The 15201-nt window shown below is 66.0% G+C and carries 18 protein-coding genes and 1 pseudogene; 9 read left to right on the top strand and 10 right to left on the bottom strand.

What is annotated here, in order from left to right; genetic code table 11:
- Positions 1-3: 3 nt before the first annotated feature.
- Entirely contained in the window at positions 4-672 is a 669-nt protein-coding gene (locus A5752_RS01895; RefSeq protein WP_067081146.1) for an MOSC domain-containing protein, read from the bottom strand.
- A 125-nt stretch (positions 673-797) separates the two neighbouring features.
- Between A5752_RS01895 and A5752_RS01890 the strand changes: the two genes are divergently transcribed.
- Positions 798-1229, top strand: coding sequence for a DUF4383 domain-containing protein (locus A5752_RS01890; protein WP_067081260.1), 432 nt, complete (start codon positions 798-800; stop codon positions 1227-1229).
- A gap of 74 nt (positions 1230-1303) precedes the next feature.
- On the opposite strand, the gene A5752_RS27350 is transcribed toward A5752_RS01890, so the two are convergent.
- On the bottom strand, positions 1304-1444 hold the full coding sequence (locus A5752_RS27350; RefSeq protein ID WP_156613527.1) for a hypothetical protein: 141 nt from the start codon (positions 1442-1444) through the stop codon (positions 1304-1306).
- A gap of 150 nt (positions 1445-1594) precedes the next feature.
- On the opposite strand from A5752_RS27350, the gene A5752_RS01885 reads away from it, so the two are divergent.
- Positions 1595-2002 (top strand): hypothetical protein, encoded by a 408-nt coding sequence (locus A5752_RS01885; RefSeq protein WP_067081144.1) that lies wholly within the window; start codon positions 1595-1597, stop codon positions 2000-2002.
- Positions 2003-2023: 21 nt separating this feature from the next.
- Positions 2024-2323, top strand: a complete 300-nt coding sequence (locus tag A5752_RS01880; RefSeq protein WP_067081143.1) for a hypothetical protein — start codon at positions 2024-2026, stop codon at positions 2321-2323.
- Between the two features lie 11 nt (positions 2324-2334).
- Here the strand turns inward: A5752_RS01880 and A5752_RS01875 are convergent, their stop codons facing one another.
- From A5752_RS01875 to A5752_RS01865, 3 genes are read right to left on the bottom strand one after another with little or no spacing between them, the layout of a single operon-like run.
- Complete coding sequence (locus A5752_RS01875) at positions 2335-2646, bottom strand: hypothetical protein (RefSeq protein WP_067081141.1); 312 nt, start codon at positions 2644-2646, stop codon at positions 2335-2337.
- Positions 2643-3296: a DJ-1/PfpI family protein gene (locus A5752_RS01870; protein WP_067081258.1), complete on the bottom strand. Its 654-nt coding sequence runs from the start codon at positions 3294-3296 to the stop codon at positions 2643-2645. The genes A5752_RS01875 and A5752_RS01870 overlap by 4 nt, the downstream gene beginning before the upstream one ends.
- 5 nt (positions 3297-3301) lie before the next feature.
- Positions 3302-4009: an HD domain-containing protein gene (locus A5752_RS01865; protein WP_067081139.1), complete on the bottom strand. Its 708-nt coding sequence runs from the start codon at positions 4007-4009 to the stop codon at positions 3302-3304.
- Between the two features lie 171 nt (positions 4010-4180).
- On the opposite strand from A5752_RS01865, the gene A5752_RS01860 reads away from it, so the two are divergent.
- From A5752_RS01860 to A5752_RS01850, 3 genes are all read left to right on the top strand, one after another.
- Positions 4181-4699 carry a hypothetical protein gene (locus A5752_RS01860; RefSeq protein ID WP_067081136.1) on the top strand — a complete coding sequence of 173 codons (519 nt, stop codon included), beginning with the start codon at positions 4181-4183 and terminating at the stop codon, positions 4697-4699.
- A complete protein-coding gene (locus tag A5752_RS01855) occupies positions 4690-6273 on the top strand; it encodes a threonine/serine exporter family protein (RefSeq protein ID WP_067081134.1) in 1584 nt (527 codons plus the stop codon). Before A5752_RS01860 ends, A5752_RS01855 begins: the two co-directional genes overlap by 10 nt.
- A gap of 86 nt (positions 6274-6359) precedes the next feature.
- Positions 6360-6707: a hypothetical protein gene (locus A5752_RS01850; protein ID WP_067081256.1), complete on the top strand. Its 348-nt coding sequence runs from the start codon at positions 6360-6362 to the stop codon at positions 6705-6707.
- A gap of 11 nt (positions 6708-6718) precedes the next feature.
- Here A5752_RS01850 and A5752_RS01845 read toward each other — a convergent pair whose 3' ends face one another.
- On the bottom strand, positions 6719-7366 hold the full coding sequence (locus A5752_RS01845; protein WP_156613525.1) for an FKBP-type peptidyl-prolyl cis-trans isomerase: 648 nt from the start codon (positions 7364-7366) through the stop codon (positions 6719-6721).
- On the opposite strand from A5752_RS01845, the pseudogene A5752_RS28195 reads away from it, so the two are divergent.
- A pseudogene (locus tag A5752_RS28195) lies at positions 7305-8531 on the top strand (FAD-dependent oxidoreductase); the annotation flags it as partial. The gene A5752_RS01845 and the pseudogene A5752_RS28195 overlap by 62 nt on opposite strands.
- A gap of 295 nt (positions 8532-8826) precedes the next feature.
- Here A5752_RS28195 and A5752_RS01830 read toward each other — a convergent pair.
- The 4 genes from A5752_RS01830 to A5752_RS27660 all read right to left on the bottom strand — a co-directional run bounded on the left by A5752_RS01830 (position 8827) and on the right by A5752_RS27660 (position 12838).
- Positions 8827-9741: an MBL fold metallo-hydrolase gene (locus A5752_RS01830; protein WP_067081124.1), complete on the bottom strand. Its 915-nt coding sequence runs from the start codon at positions 9739-9741 to the stop codon at positions 8827-8829.
- 243 nt (positions 9742-9984) lie between these two features.
- Entirely contained in the window at positions 9985-10626 is a 642-nt protein-coding gene (locus A5752_RS01825; RefSeq protein ID WP_156613523.1) for a hypothetical protein, read from the bottom strand.
- A gap of 251 nt (positions 10627-10877) precedes the next feature.
- Positions 10878-12566, bottom strand: a complete 1689-nt coding sequence (locus A5752_RS01820; RefSeq protein ID WP_067081118.1) for an MOSC and FAD-binding oxidoreductase domain-containing protein — start codon at positions 12564-12566, stop codon at positions 10878-10880.
- A 65-nt stretch (positions 12567-12631) separates the two neighbouring features.
- Positions 12632-12838 carry a hypothetical protein gene (locus A5752_RS27660; RefSeq protein ID WP_197500524.1) on the bottom strand — a complete coding sequence of 69 codons (207 nt, stop codon included), beginning with the start codon at positions 12836-12838 and terminating at the stop codon, positions 12632-12634.
- On the opposite strand from A5752_RS27660, the gene A5752_RS01815 reads away from it, so the two are divergent.
- Both A5752_RS01815 and A5752_RS01810 read left to right on the top strand, forming a co-directional pair.
- The gene (locus tag A5752_RS01815; protein ID WP_067081251.1) at positions 12740-13612 is read left to right on the top strand and encodes an alpha/beta fold hydrolase; all 873 of its coding nucleotides are present in this window, start codon (positions 12740-12742) and stop codon (positions 13610-13612) included. The two genes, A5752_RS27660 and A5752_RS01815, sit on opposite strands and share 99 nt — an antisense overlap.
- A 65-nt stretch (positions 13613-13677) precedes the next feature.
- On the top strand, positions 13678-15033 hold the full coding sequence (locus tag A5752_RS01810) for a TetR/AcrR family transcriptional regulator (RefSeq protein WP_067081115.1): 1356 nt from the start codon (positions 13678-13680) through the stop codon (positions 15031-15033).
- Positions 15034-15201: the final 168 nt, after the last annotated feature.

Genomic DNA, 15201 nt, shown 5'->3' with positions numbered 1-15201 from the left:
CCGTCACTTCCCGCTGGCCGCCAGGCGCCGCCGTGCGTATCCCTTGAGTTCGGCGGACAACGCGTCGGCGGCGAGCAATTCCGGAAGCAACGACGAGTCGGACATCCTTGCGCGGAAAGCCAACTCGACGGTCACGTCGTGATCCGGGCGGTGCTCGACGACGATCTCGTCACCTGCGCCCACCGTTCCGGGTGAGATAACGCGAAGATACGCACCGGGTTCGGCGGCCGCGGTGAACGTTTTCATCCAACGGTCGATCTGCAGGAAAGCCGCGAATGTCCGACACGGCGTGCGCGGCGCGGAAACCTCGAGCAACAGGCCGTCGGAGCCCACGCGCCAGCGTTCGCCGATGCGCGCCCGTGTCACCTCAACGCCTGTGGTGGTGAGGTTTTCGCCGAACATGCCGTTGGTCAGCGGACGCTCGAGTCGGCTTTCCCACTCGTCGAGGTCTTCTCGTGCGTAGACGTAGACCGCTTGGTCGTCGCCGCCGTGCAGCTTCGTGTGGCCGATGGTGTCGCCGACCAGCCCACTGCCCAGGCCACCGCGCAGCGGTCCCGGCGCACGCACGGCCACCCGGTCCGGCACGGCGATCTTGTCGATGCCCGTGTTCCTCGATGGCGCATCGGGATTGACCCGGACCCGCGCGATGTTGACCGACAGCACTTCAGACACCCGGACAGGGTATCTACGGGCGCCGGACATCGCGTCCCGAGATTTTCCGGTCGAGCCCTTAACAAGGACTACTACCGAGCGTAGTATTTGCGGTGTCAATGTCGACGAACACGGAGGATGCATCCCTGAAGTGGAGTTTCGCCCAGATCGGCCTGGTGGTCATCGCCGCCTTCCACGTTGTCCAGGCGGTGATCGGGTTCATCGTCGAGCCGAGCTTCGCGACAGGCCCGGACGCGCCGACCGCGCAGATCTTCGGTATGGACTACAACGGGTGGCACGCCGTCGCCGGGCTCGCCCTTTTCGGACCGGGGCTGGTCTTCGCGTTCCGCAAGTCCTGGTCGGTGTTATATCTGCTCGCTGCGGCGGTGGCCGGGGCGCTGCCGGGCATTTGGGCCTTCTTCTCGCACCAGGTCGCGTACGTGTTCACGTTCCCCAACAACATCACCGATGCGGTGGTGCACTTGGTGACCGCCGCGGTGATGTTGGCGGTGGCCGGTATCCAGATTCGCATGGACGGCGGTCTGCGGAATTCGCTTGCCGATCTGCACGGCAGCTAGTGTGCGTTCAGATCGCTGAAACCCTTGATGGGGTATTGATTTGCGATCTGCATGCACACTAGCGGCATCCCCGTTTACTCGGTGCCGTCCTTGTCGTCGGCCGAGGGCAGGCCCTCGGGCGGCGGCGTCGAGTACGCAGGAGCGGTCGGCGGAATGCCCTGCTCCGAGCTGTCGTCCTGGTTCGCGTCGTCGGCCGGTTGTTCGGGTGAGCTCATCGGTTCTCTCCTAGTCCGTGATCGTCTCGCCGAGCGATACCCCCGCCCATAACCGGAGAAACCGCGTAGTTGGGATCGGTAGCCGACCGGTTTCCGTCTACTTGCCTGTACGACGCCTGTCGGCGCCGATACTGAGCAAGAGGACCCAACATGAAAGCACCTCGTACGCCGAAGCGATTCTTAGGCGCGGCACTGATGTCGCTCGCGCTGGCGAGCGCGGGTCTCGGGTCGGTGCCGGGCATCGCTTCGGCGCTGCCCGGTGGGCCGGCGCCCGAGCAGGCTTGGCCCGGATGCCCGAATTCGAATCCCTCGGGACCGTGCCACTGGTGCCCGGGCGATCCGCCCGTGCAGACCGGAAACCTGCGCGTGAACCCGGTGGTGTGGGACAACAACGTGTGCCACACCTATTGGTACGTCTACCACGGGCAGGGCAACGTGGCGCAGAACATCTTCGAAGGCGAGGCGCCACCGCCGCCGCCTCCGCCGCCGCCCAACTTCACACCGCCACTTCCGCCGGGCTGGTGCTGGTCGCTGTTCCTCGCCGGACCGTGCCCCTGAGGACACGGCTAGTATCGGCCGATGGGTGAGCCGCAACTGACCGATGACGGCCACTTCATCGTCGTCAACGGCCGCCGGTGGCGCGCCACCGATCCCGCCATACCCGAGGACCGACGCGCGGAGTTGACGCGAATACTGATGGCATGGCGCCGAGAAGTGCGCCGCACCAAAGGAACTGACGGCGAGCAGGCGGCGCGCGCCGGTGTGGAGGCGGCCAAGGTCGCCCTCGGTGAGCGAGGCACACCGCCGTGGTGGGAGCAGACCGGCGAACAGCGGCGCCGACGGTGGGAGGCACCGGTCGCGTCGCCAGACGACGAGTGACCCTTCGCCTGTCAGACGCGTCGCACCCCGGACACCGTCGACCGAGGCAGCCGTCCGGCACGGGAATGGCCGCTCATCCGGTCACCACGCACGTGAACATCGAAGTCGAGCTTGAGCCTCATCGGTTTGGTCACCGTCTGCCGCCACGTGACCCGTTGCCCCTCAAGGTCTTCGACGACGGCGATGTCGACCAGCGGCACGCTCTCGGCATTACTCGCCGCGGTGCCGCTGATCCCACCGGCCTGGTTGGTGAAGCTGTACACGACGTGCAGGGTGCCGACCGGCGTCTTGATACTGACGTCCCAGTCGCCGACCACGCTCATGCGCCCGACACTTCGCGGCCGGTGTCGGTCCACACGGTACCGCGTCGCTCGTAGGCGAACAGTTCCTCGACGGCGAGCGCGATCCGCGGACCGTAGCTTCGATCAAGCAGATGCAAAGCCAGGTCCAAACCGGACGTGACCCCGCCGGCGCTCACCAGGTCACCGTCGTCGACAACCCTGGCCGACACCGGAATTGCGCCCGTCGCTTCGAGAACGTCCACACCGAGGTGGTGGGTGTTGGCGTGGCGACCATCGATGAGACCGGCCATCGCCAGCGCGAGTGACCCCCCGCAAACGGTCGCGACGGTGACGTCCGGGTTGGCGAAGGCTTCGCGCATCAATGGCACGGCCGCGGTATCGCCGAAGCGGGCTAGCAGAACGGGAATGGTGGCAACCTCGTCCGGGTCGCCGTCGAGCGGTCCCGATGCGCCGGGGACGATCACGTACCCCGGCTTGGTGGGATCGAGTCGGCCGGTGGCGTTCAGGACCATCCCGCGCGAACCGCTGACCACCGACCGCGGGCCTTCCGCCGAGACGAACTCGACGTCGAGTTCACCGCCGACGAAGTCGCTACCCGCGACGAGCACTTCGAACGGGGCGATCGCGTCAAGCGGGTCGAAGCCGTCGAACAATAGGATCTGCGCGTGCATCGGCGTCACTGGGGGACTGCGCCGGTGCGCAGCGGTCGGTCGCCCCACCCGGAACCATCCAACAGATCGAAGAACGTGATCGCCGACCCGGTGATCAATTCGTGAAGATGGGCGGGAAACGACAACGGTGGAGCCTTCATCGGGTTGTCGCGCACATCGCGGACGATGGCGTCGGCGATCGCGTACCCGAGATCGTGGCGCGGCCACGCGGCGTGAACGCGGTCGGCGAAACCAGGGGAGAGCAGATGCTTGTCCATGCCGTTGATGTCGAGGGCGATACCGCTGAACGTCACCGCTTGCTCGGGCCCGAACCGGTGTGCCAGCCCGACGCTCGTGTGTAGGGCGATGGCCTGCCACACCGTGACGATCCCCTGCCCCGAAAGGCCGTGCCGGCGAAGGAAGTCCGCGGCCGCGTCGGCGCCATCGACCTCGAACCTCTGATCCCCTCCGCCGACGCCGGTGACGCCGAGGTCGTGCAGGACGCAGGCGAGGAAGACGAGTTCGTCGTCGTAGTGCGCGCCGCTGCGCACCCCTTGCGCCGCCGCGATCTCCCGCGCGAACAGGTAACTGCGGACACAGTGGTTGACGACGAATTCCGGAGACACCTCGGATACGAATCGCATTGCCGCCGAGCAGATCTGCGAGTCGGGGAGATTCCACCCACCGGCAAGGGGTTCGATGTCGGCCAGCGTGGCCGATTCTTCATTGCCCATACCTCTCACAGTGCCCGGCGCAACCGCACCCGGCTAGTGGCAAAAGAGACAATGACCGACGGAATCTAGCCAACAGTCTTTGCCACCTCGGACGCAGGGCCGATCCTCCGATATCGCTGTGTGACAGTCGAATACGCGCGGTATCGCCTCGCGCCGCTATCGTGGGTTGGCATGCAGGACTGGACCGCCGCCGCGGCGATAGGGGGCTCGGACTGCGAGCGCATCGGTGACGCGTTCCTGGCCCAGCCCGTGCTCGCGCTCACCAGCCTGATGTACGTCGGCGCGGGACTTGCCGCGCTGTGCTGGGCGCTCCGGGGGCGTGCACTGGCGGCCGGGGCCGTGGGAGCCGCACTGGTCGTCGTCGGTTTCGGCAGCTTCGTCTATCACGGTCCTCAGCCGGCCTGGGCAGGGCCGGTCCACGATTGGCCCATCGCAGTCTTGGCTGCGGCATGCGTGGTCGCGCTCATCCGAGGCGCGCGACGGCGGCGGACGGTTGTGGTCGTCGCGGCCGCGAGCTTCGCGCTCGGGCTCGCCGCGTATGCCGCCGGACGCACGGGCTCACCGCTGTGCCGGCCCGAAAGCGTGTGGCAGTACCACGGCGCGTGGCACATCTTGTCGGGCGCCGCAGCGGGATTAGCCGCCTGGGCCACTGTGCGCGCACGTCAGTATCGTTCACCTCGATGCCGCTAGATCGAACGCCAGGCGGTCGCGTCCGCCGTAGCCTGCGAAGCGCGCTGCGCGGCCCGCGCGACCCCGCACCCATTGCGGGTCAGCGGCGCCGGCGTTCCGACGGAATGGGCGATCTGCACACCCGCAAGGTGCTCGACCTGACCATCCGCCTCGCCGAGGTGATGCTGTCCTCCGGATCGGGTACCGCCGACGTCGTCGCGACCGCCCAGGACGTCGCCCAGGCGTACCGGCTGGCCGACTGCGTCGTCGACATCTTCGTCACCACCGTCATCGTGTCCGCGCTGCCGACCGCTGACAGCCCACCCGTCACGATCGTCCGAGCCGTTCACAACCGCTCGACGGACTACACGCGACTCGGGGAACTCGACCAGCTGGTGCAGCGGATCACCTCGGGCGGTGTGACCGTCGACCAGGCGCACGACGCGATGGACGAGTTGACCGAACGCCCGCACCCTTATCCGCGGTGGCTGGCGACCGCGGGGTGGGCCGGTTTCGCGCTGGGCATTGCGATGCTGCTCGGCGGTGGCTGGTTGACCTGCATCCTGGCCGCGGTGACGTCGGGGGTCATCGACCAGGTGGGCCGACGGTTGAACCGCATCGGCACGCCGTTCTTCTTCCAGCACGCCGCGGGTGCGGCGATCGCGACCTCGGTCGCCGTGGCCGCCTTCCTCTACGCCGACCTCGGGCCGACGGTCATGGTGGCCACCGGCATCGTGATGTTGTTGTCCGGGTTGACGTTCGTCGGCGCGATGCAGGATGCGGTGACCGGCTACATGCTGACCTCACTCGCACGTCTCGGGGAAGCGGTGCTGCTGACGTCGGGGATCGTGGTGGGCATCCTCGCGGGACTGCAGATCGCCCAGATCGCCGGCGTCACGATCTCACTGCACGTCGACGCGACCGAGTCGTTCATCGCGCCGAGCGGAGCGGTGCAGATCTCGCTTGCGGTGTTCGGCGCGGGGTTGGCGGGCGCCTGCCTGACCGTGGCGAGCTACGCGCCGTTGCGGGCCATCCTCACCGCCGGGCTGGTTGCCGGGCTCGCCGAGGCGGTGCTGATCGCGCTGGGCAACGCGGGATTCGGTCAGGTCTTCGCCAGCGGCGTGGCCGCGGTGGGAGTCGGCCTCGTCGCCACGCTGATCTCGATCCGTAGACAAGCGCCCGCCTTGGTGACGGCGACCGCGGGCATCATGCCGATGCTGCCCGGCCTGGCGGTGTTCCGCGCGGTGTTCTCCTTCGCCGTCGACGGCAACTTCGACAACGGGATACGGCAGATGATGTCGGCGATCGCCATCGCGCTGGCCCTCGGCAGTGGGGTGGTGCTGGGTGAGTTCATCGGCTCTCCACTGCGTTTCCGGGCGGGCCGGATCGGCGACTTCGTCCGCAAGGAAGGCCCGCCGGGGCTTCGTCGTGCCGTGGGCCGCGTCGTGCAGTTGCGTCCGGCCGAGGATCAGCCGACGGAGATCATCCCGCGCACACGCAGTGTCGCGTTGGAGCCGGAATCGACCGGGGACTCGGAAGAAGAACCCGAGGAACCCGACGCGTCCAACGGCGGCGAGAGCCCCGAACGACAGTAGGCGGCGACACGCCCCGGGTTTGGCCGCAGCAAATGCAGGCTATAAATTCGAAGCATCGGATTCGCTCGACCGCTGGAGGCATGCTCATGAGGTTGTCCAAGACCACGCTGGCTGCCATCGCAGGCGGATTGACAGCGACGACACTGGGGCTGAGCGCTCCGGCAAGCGCACAGCCCGCTCCACCGCCGCCGCCTCCGCCGCCGGCCCTGGCCGCCGAAATGCCTCCGCCACCGCCTCCGCCGGGTGTGGCTCCGCCGCCGCCTGCGAGGCCGATGGCCGGGGAGCCGGTTCCGGCATGGGCACCGCGCAAACCGGCGGAGACCTGGCTCGGAGAGCCCGTCGTCTGGTTCTCCGGTTGGGGCGGCCGTTGGGGCGTGTGGAAGAACGGCGCCTTCATCACGCTGTCGATGAATCCGGTCACCGGCGGCGGCTGACCGTTCCGGGTCTACCTCGAGGCGTCGAGGATCTTGATCGCGAAGACGAGGGAGTCGCCGGCCTGGATGCCCGCCGCGGGTTGACCTTCGGGGTAGCCGTCGGCTGACGTCATCGCGACGGCGACCGTCGACCCGACCTTCTGTCCGGCGATGGCCTTCTGGAAGCCCGGTACGACGCCGTCGAGCGGGAAGTCCACAGGCATACCGCGCTCGTAACTGCTGTCGAATACGGACCCGTCGCGTCCGTTGACGCCCATGTAGCAGACCAGGACCTTCGCCGTATCGGAGACGACCGGTCCGTCGCCGGGCTTGAGTGTGTGCACCTGGGTCTCGGTGACGCTGAACGGCGACTGTACCTCGATGAGCGGTGCCGCCGAGTCGGTGGATCCGGTGACGTTCACGCTGCCGGTGTCGCCGCTGAGCGTCCACTCCGGAGTGCCGCCGGGCTGCGGTGCCCCTGTCGGACACATTGCGCTGGCGGGGTCGCCCGTCTCGACGGGCGGTGGAACCAACTCGTCGGCCAGCGACGACGTGCTCGTCGAGGGCGGCGTGGTGGTCGACGACGCCTCTGTGTCGGAGCCGCATGCGGCGAGGGTCATGACCAGCGATGCGGTGCAGGCCAGCAGTCCGGCGGGGAGTGACACACGCGAGGGATTCACGGCCGTCAGGCTACAGACTGCCCGGCCGGTCGGGTCTCAGTGGTCGCGGACTGGCCACTCTTGGCCTGAAACCGCACTCTCGACGGCGCTGTGTGCCACCGTTTGGGGTACGGCCGGGCCGAAGAGGGGCGCGATGACGACGCGAGAAGCCGTGGTGTGCGGCGCGAGTATGGGTGGGCTGCTCGCCGCGAGAGTGCTGTCGGATGCTTATGACTCGGTCACGCTGGTCGAACGGGACAGACTGCCCGAGGACGTGTCGCAGCGAGCCGGGGTGCCGCAGGGACACCACGTGCACATGCTGATGAGCCTGGGCTTGAAGATTCTCGAGGGGCTGTTTCCCGGAGCGACGAAGGAGCTGCAGGACGCCGGCGCCCCGATCTTCGACAACCGCGACCTGTCGGGGGTGTACGTCGAGGTTCGCGGGCATGCGTTATGTCGAACGGGGGCGCTCGCCAAGCCCGATGACATGCCGGTTCAGCCTGCGAGCCGTCCATTGTTGGAATCCGTTGTGCGCGAACGGGTTTGTGCACTGCCGAATGTCAAGGTCCTCGACGGCCACGACGTCGTCGGACCCGTGTTGAACGACCGCACGGTGACCGGAGTTCGTATCGTCGACCGCACCGGCGCGCATCAAACGATACTGTCCGCCGATCTCGTGGTCGACGCAACCGGTCGTTCGGCACGTACACCGGCGTTCCTTGCAGCGCATGGCTTTCCGCGTCCGGTCGAGCAGTCGTATCGGGTGCGACTGACCTATACCAGCCAGCTCTTCCGCCTGACGCCGGACGCCCTGGGCGACAGGGTGATCTTCGTCAGCCCGACGAAGGAACGACCGACAGGCGTCGGGATGCTCGCCCACGAGAACGACACAATGGTCGTGACGCTGATCGGCGTGGCCGGACACCAGCTGCCGACCCGGTTGCCCGAGATGCTGGCAGCAGTGGCGGCATGTGTCCCGCCGGAGGTCAGCACCGCACTCGCGGCCGCAGAACCGGTCGGGGAGACACACCACCGACAGTTTCCGACCAGCGTGTGGCGTCGCTACGACAAGTTGTCCTCGTTCCCGGAGCGTCTGTTGGTCATCGGCGATGCGGTGTGCAGCCTCAACCCGATGTACGGGCAGGGCATGACGTCGGCACTGCTGCAGGCTCTCAGTCTTCAGGAGACGTTGGCCGCCGACGGCGCCTCGGCGACCCACGACTATTTCCGCGGTGTCGCTCGGCGGCTGACGCCTTTCTGGTGGGCCAACCGGCTCAACGACTTCAGCTTCCTACCGACGAGCGGATGGAAAGCGTGTCCGCAGCGGGCGCTCAACTCTTACGTCACCGCCTACATGGCAGCCGCGTCGAATGACATTGCGATGTCCGAGACCTTCCTTCGGATGCTGCAAGGCGTCGATCCCGGGACAATCCTGATGCACCCCAGGCAGATCGCGCGGGTGGTCGCCACGCGCCGAACCGTCAGTAGCCCCAGACCTCGGGCACGCACCGGAAGACGTCGCCGGCGGTCGCCACCCGGCAGACCGACGGGAACGGCAGATGGGTGGCGACCAGAGCCTCGCCGGTTGCGGCCAGCTCGCGCAGCAGCTCGATGCGGACGCGGGCGGACTCCTCCGGATCGTGTTCGAACCCGTTGTGCCACTCCGGATTGTCGAAGCCCGGAGCGAACACGGCGTCACCGGCGAACGTCAACCGGTCACCCCGTGAGTCGAGTCGGACGATGGCGTGCCCCGGGGTATGGCCGCCGGTGCGCGCGACCAGCACGCCCGGCGCCAGTTCATACTCCGATTCGAAGGTCCGCATCTGGCCGCGATATTCGGACAGGAACCGCGACGCGATCGATCGCAGCGCGTCCGGCACCGGTGCCGGCATGTCGGTGTGGGAGAAGTCGGGTGCCTCCCAGAACTCGGCCTCGGCTGCCGCGACGTGGACCCGCAGATCCGAGCGCAGCCGTTGCTTGAGACCCTCGGTCAGCAGCCCGCCGACGTGGTCCATGTGCAGATGGGTCAGCACCACGTCGGTCACCGCCGACGGATCGATGCCGGCGGCCTCCAGGCGATGCACGGTCTGCCCGGCGCGCGGGAAGTCGGGGAACTCCACACCGAGCCCGGCGTCGACCAGGATGGTCCGGTCGCCGCTGCGCACCACGACGACGTTCAGCGGCCAGTCGAGCACGTCGTGGGGGAGGAACCGATCGTCGAGCCAACTCCCGAACTCGTCCTGGTCGGCGTTGGTCGCCATCGTCCGGGCCGTTATCGGTAGCACGCCGTCGCTGATCACCAGAACCTCGATGTCACCGATCTGCACCGCATAACGCGACGGAACCAACTCGTCGAGTCCGGTCGTAGCCGAACCCGAGATGCTGTCGACGCTCATGGCTGTTCTCCTCGTGAAGTCGCATTTACCTGGCTGTGTCGTGGAACGCACGGTGGCAACGTGATTCATCCCGGAGTACTTCATTCTGGTGCTGGTGATCGGCGCTCTGCTGATCACCTTGCCGGCGGTGAGCGCAGTTTCGGGTGGCGGACCACCTGTGCCACCGCCGCGATGACGGTGGCGGCCGGCCTGACGGGGGTGGTATCCCTCAGCGCTCTCTAAGCAGTTACGCCACTGTCGATGTCAACGGGGTGCGGTGACCACAAGCTCGTGGTCACCTGCGGCCCAGGCAGATTCGAACACATCGGTCGTGACGTGCTCGCCCTTCGTATCGTCGCCGCCGCTGTCGCCGAGATAGACGGCGTCGTTGTCGTAATCGATCGCGGCGACCGTGACCAAGTGACCGCATCCCGTCTTGTCACCATCGGTTTCCCAGATGGTATTGGAGTTCACACACACGATCGCCTGCCGGTCGTCACCCAGATATCCCGCCAAGGCGTCCATCCCCGTCGCGAGCCCACCCTTGGAAGCGGTTTCGTCGTTGGTGTAGTCGGCTTCGATGCCGTAATGCTTGAGCAGGAGCAGAAGATCGGTTGTGCACGTGCCATGGCCGACACCGCCGTCACTGGGGTCGACGCTCTCGTCGTACACCGGCTGCCCTGGATCGCAGTCGCTGGGCGTTTTCGCTGCGAGGTCGATGATTTCGCGCTCGGTCGGCGCGGACCCGTTGATCTCGCCGATCACCATGCGGGTGGCCATCAGCCCGCAATCGCTTTCGGTCTGCTCCTCCCAGTAATCGATGGCGGCCGCCGGATCTCCGTAGACGCCACCGGTGAACTGGGGTTGGGAATCCTGCTGCTCGTCTTTCGGCTTGTTCTCGGCCACCTCGGCCGGCGGGGCCGTGGTTGATTCGTCGGCTTTCGCCGCCGGGGACTCGGAGGGCTCGGTAGAACCACCGCAGGCCGCACCGCCGACGACGGTCAGGCTGGCGATCACGGTCGCGGCGAGAACCATCCGGCCTCGCTCGCGTCGCTGGCGAAGTAGCACTTCGCGAAGCTAGCAGACGGCTGTGCGTTTTCTTGGCATTTATTGACGCGTCTGTCGCTGAATCCGACCCAGCCCGATGGATCCGCCGCTCATAGGTCGAGCACGACATCGGTTAGCGGTGCCGCACAACAGATCAGCGTCGAATCCCGTCCCGGTAGCTCCAAGGGCTGTCTCGGATACGCCACGCTCCCGGCGACGAGTCCGGTGACGCACACATGACAGACACCACTGCGGCACGAGTACCGCGTCGGCACATCACAGGCTTCGGCCAGTTCCAACAAGGTCTGATAGGACTCGCTCCAGCGAACCGTCAGACCGACTCGCGAGAACGTGACACGTGATCCGTCCGCAGACTGCATCTCGGGCGGATGCGGGGGTACTGGAGGACCAACGGCCTTCAACCCGGGGTTGATCGGTGGAAGCGTCCCGAACGTTTCGGCTCGAATCCGTGCCGGCTCGAACCCGACGTTGGTCAAGGCCTCACGCATCGCCGCCATGAAACCCGTTGGTCCGCAGAGGTAGACGTCAGCGTCCTGCGGCAGGTCCAATGCGGCGAGGAAGTCACGATCCAACCGGCGGCCCGGCCTTCCGCCGGTGTAATGGACGTACTGCTCAGCACGCGGCAACTGCCGCAGGAGACCGGCGGCCTCCTCGATGAAGGCGTGAGACTCTCTGTCCCTGGCGCTGTGGATCCATACGATGCGTTGTGAAAACGCCTGGGCGGCGAGTTCATAGAGCATGGCGAGCAGGGGCGTGACCCCGATTCCCGCCGACATCAGCAGTATCGGGCGCGCCTCGGGGGAGAGGTGAAAGTCGCCGCGCGGCGCTGCGGCGTCGATGGTCGCCCCGGGGCCGATCCGCTCGTGCAGCCATCCGCTCACCACGCCGCCAGGCTCACGCTTCACGCTGATCCGATAAGTGCCCGCGGTCGAATCGCCGGATAGTGAGTAGCTCCGCAGCGGCGGCGGGTCACCGGCCCCGGTGGCCCGGACCACGAGATGATCACCGGCCTTCGCAACGGGCAGCGGCTTGTCGGCGCCGAGTTCGATCGACATCACGGCGGGCGTTTCGTGATGGACGTCAACGACACGAAGTGGCATGAATCCGTCCCACGACGGAGCGCCCGTTGGCTCGACGGGCGGGTCGAGGAGGTCGCGGAAGGACTCCTTCCAGCCCGGGCTCAGAGCGGCGACATCCAACGCCAGGCGCAAACGGTCCGGATCACGGTCGGGCAGGTAGAGAAGCGCGTCGACCTCGGCGACCGTCAGTTGGTTCCGCCCGCGCTCGGTGAGGACGATGTCATCGCCCGCTTGTACCCGTCCCTCGTGAAGCACGCGGAGGTAGAACCCGGGTCGGCCGTGAGAAACCATGAGCTGTGGGAGATTTGGCTCATCGAGACGCATCCCGACACGGAAACAGGTGACCCGCGGTTGCGTCACCTCGAACAGCGCTTCCCCGATGCGGTACCGGTCACCGATACACACCTCGTCGTCGGGCAATCCACTGACAGTGAAGTTCTCGCCGAATGCTCCGGCCCGCAGATCGTCACGCCCGAGGTGGGACTTCCAGTGGTCATAGGCCTCGATTTGATAGACCAGGACGGCCCGATTCTCACCGCCGTGGCCGTGAAGGTCGCCTTGGCCGTCGCCGTCGAGATTGAGGCGCCTGGCAACGACCGGTCCGGAGACCGTCGTTTTGAAGATTCCGGTGTGCACCGTGCGTCCGCGCCACGGCACGTCCCTCGGCAACCCGACATTGACCGCGTGGAGCGTCGGCACGGGCGCCTCCTCTCCACGGCATGCCCAAGGGGCATGACCAGACTCTACGTCACTGTGTTCAAGAATCAATGCCCGTCGCCGTCTAGAAAGTGGTTGCCGGGCACGCCGGTTGCGCGCATAATGGGTGGCTTGACCCACTTTTTTAAACATCCAGCCGGAAAGGCGGATTGCTGATGGTCAGTGTTCATCACCGCTACACCACCGTTGACGGGCATCGTTTGTTCTTCCGGGAAGCTGGCGACGGCGGTGCGCCCACAGTTGTTCTCTTGCATGGATTTCCCACCAGCTCCCACATGTTTCGCCATTTGATACCGCTGCTGGGCGAGGACTATCACGTGGTAGCCCCCGACCACCTCGGGTTCGGGCTGTCAGATGCGCCGACCGCCGAGAAGTTCGCGTACTCGTTCGATGCGCTGACGGACCTGACGGCGGGCCTACTGCAGAAACTGGGCATTGGTCAGTACGCCATGTATGTCCAGGACTACGGCGCACCTATCGGATGGCGTCTCGCGCTGAGGGATCCAGCGGCGATCACGGGGATCATCAGCCAGAACGGAAACGCCTACGACGCCGGATTCGTCGAAACCTTTTGGAAGACCGTGTGGGCGTACCACGAACGAAATGACGAGGACACCGAGTCTGCGATTCGCGCCTTCCTGACGCTGGACGCCACGCGATGGCAGTATCTCACCGGGGTCTCCGATGAGAGTTTGGTCGACCCGGAGGCTTGGCTCCACGACTTCGCTCTGCTCGCACGGCCCGGGAACGCCGAAGTGCAGCTCGCACTGTTTCGCGACTACGCGACGAATCCGCCGCTCTATCCGCGGGTGCAGGATTACTTCCGAAATTCCGGCGTCCCACTTCTGGCGGCGTGGGGGCGCCACGACCCAATTTTCGGCCCGGCCGGCGCCGAGGCCTTCGCCGCAGACCTGCCCGACGCCCAGATTCATCTGCTCGACGGCGGGCATTTCCTTCTCGAGTCGGCACTCGACGAGGTCGCAGCGCTTGTGCGGAAGTTCCTCTCCCAGCTACCGAGAGACAGCTGACGATCGACTGCTGTCGGCCAGTCCGCCGTCCTCGAGCCCCGCCACCAGGTATCTTCATAGGGGAGATGACCACCGCGGATGCTTCGAAATCGCGAAGTTTCACAGCCAAGGGATTCGCGACGCGAGAGAAGATCTTGCGTGCCGCAGCAGATGTGTTGCTCGAGACGGGTCTGTCGGCCTTCAACCTGGACAAGGTGCGTCGCGCGGCGTCTGTCAGCGGCTCCCAACTGAACCATTACTTTGTCGACCGTCAGGAACTGATCCGGGCGGTGATCAGACGGCAGACCGAGACGGTGCTGCAATTCCACCGCCAGCCGAAGGTCGGCGGACTCGACACGTTCGAGGACTGGTCGCGGTGGGCCGACCTGAACCTGCGGTACTTGCGCAAAATCGGGTACCGCGGCACCGCCACGTATCACGCATTGGCAGGCCAGCTTGCTAAGTCGAACGACAGTACCCGCCAGACTTTCGCCGAAGGTTATTGGCGGTGGGTGAATCTCCTCGAGGATTCGTTCGCCCGGATGAAGAACCGCGGCCTGCTGATCAAGTCGGCCGAACCGCGTCAACTCGCGTTGATGGTCGTCAGCATGCACCAGGGCGCCGGAATACTGTCCTTCGCTTATCGTCAGGAATGGCCGTTGGCCGATGCCACCGGCTTCATCGTCAACTATCTGCATCTATTGGCCAAGGACCCGGCTTTACGGACCGTCCGTGCTCCGCGCCGCCTGAGCAGACGCGCCGCCATCGCCTCGACCGCACCCGATGATGCGGCCCGATACACGGCGAAAGGCATGGCCACGCGGGCACGAATCATCGACGGCGCCGCGGAACTCATCCTCGAACGCGGGGTCAACGGCACCAGTCTGGAAGACATTCGACGCGCCGTCGGAGTCAGCGGATCTCAACTGTCACACTACTTTTCCGACAAGCAGGCGCTCACCCGTCAGGTGATCGCCGCCCGCACCGAGTTCGTCGTCGACTTCCACACCCAACCCCGGATGGGCCGTCTGGATACCATTGATTCACTTCGGAAGTGGGCCGATCTGTGCTGGACTCAGGACGGTCAGAAGTATCTGCGCAACGGGTGCGTCTACGGGTCGTTGACCGGTGAGCTACTCGAGTCCGACGATGTGGTTCTCGACGACCTCGCCGCCGGATACGACCGTTGGCTCAGCCTTTTCGAGGACGGACTGACGGCGATGCGTGAACGCGGTGACCTGACATCCGAGGCCAATCCTCGTCATCTGTCGGCCGTGCTCGTCACCGCTCATCAAGGTGGCACTCTGCTCACACACATCACCGGTTCGTCCGAGCCCTTCAAGGCGGTCGTGGAAGCCGCCCTGAACTACGTTTCCTCCTTCGCCGCCTCCACGCGCACACGCAGAAACTCTCCTGCCGCCGGGCGGGCACGCCCCTCCTGAGGGCGATAATCTGGGCATCAGCAATTTCTCAGCGAGGGTCTGGACTTTTTGGGTTATATAGCCCAGAATTATGGGAGGAACATCCCAATATTCCGATATGTGTTCCAGGGGCTGCGCTGAGCATGCGACGTGGCGCCATTCGCGATGACCGTAGTAATTGGAGGAATC

The organism is Mycobacterium sp. 852002-51961_SCH5331710 (assembly GCF_001665535.1).
Taxonomy (GTDB): Bacteria; Actinomycetota; Actinomycetes; order Mycobacteriales; family Mycobacteriaceae; genus Mycobacterium.
Note: the sequence above shows the minus strand (reverse complement) of the source record. Positions and strands in the feature narration are given on the sequence as shown.

Bases quoted from the DNA above. Each gene is read 5' to 3' on its own strand.
- A5752_RS27350 (WP_156613527.1), bottom strand. From the start codon at position 1,444: ATGAGCTCACCCGAACAACCGGCCGACGACGCGAACCAGGACGACAGC.
- A5752_RS01885 (WP_067081144.1), top strand. From the start codon at position 1,595: ATGAAAGCACCTCGTACGCCGAAGCGATTCTTAGGCGCGGCACTGATG.
- A5752_RS01880 (WP_067081143.1), top strand. From the start codon at position 2,024: ATGGGTGAGCCGCAACTGACCGATGACGGCCACTTCATCGTCGTCAAC.
- A5752_RS01875 (WP_067081141.1), bottom strand. From the start codon at position 2,646: ATGAGCGTGGTCGGCGACTGGGACGTCAGTATCAAGACGCCGGTCGGC.
- A5752_RS01870 (WP_067081258.1), bottom strand. From the start codon at position 3,296: ATGCACGCGCAGATCCTATTGTTCGACGGCTTCGACCCGCTTGACGCG.
- A5752_RS01865 (WP_067081139.1), bottom strand. From the start codon at position 4,009: ATGGGCAATGAAGAATCGGCCACGCTGGCCGACATCGAACCCCTTGCC.
- A5752_RS01860 (WP_067081136.1), top strand. From the start codon at position 4,181: ATGCAGGACTGGACCGCCGCCGCGGCGATAGGGGGCTCGGACTGCGAG.
- A5752_RS01855 (WP_067081134.1), top strand. From the start codon at position 4,690: ATGCCGCTAGATCGAACGCCAGGCGGTCGCGTCCGCCGTAGCCTGCGA.
- A5752_RS01850 (WP_067081256.1), top strand. From the start codon at position 6,360: ATGAGGTTGTCCAAGACCACGCTGGCTGCCATCGCAGGCGGATTGACA.
- A5752_RS01830 (WP_067081124.1), bottom strand. From the start codon at position 9,741: ATGAGCGTCGACAGCATCTCGGGTTCGGCTACGACCGGACTCGACGAG.
- A5752_RS01815 (WP_067081251.1), top strand. From the start codon at position 12,740: ATGGTCAGTGTTCATCACCGCTACACCACCGTTGACGGGCATCGTTTG.
- A5752_RS27660 (WP_197500524.1), bottom strand. From the start codon at position 12,838: ATGCAAGAGAACAACTGTGGGCGCACCGCCGTCGCCAGCTTCCCGGAA.
- A5752_RS01810 (WP_067081115.1), top strand. From the start codon at position 13,678: ATGACCACCGCGGATGCTTCGAAATCGCGAAGTTTCACAGCCAAGGGA.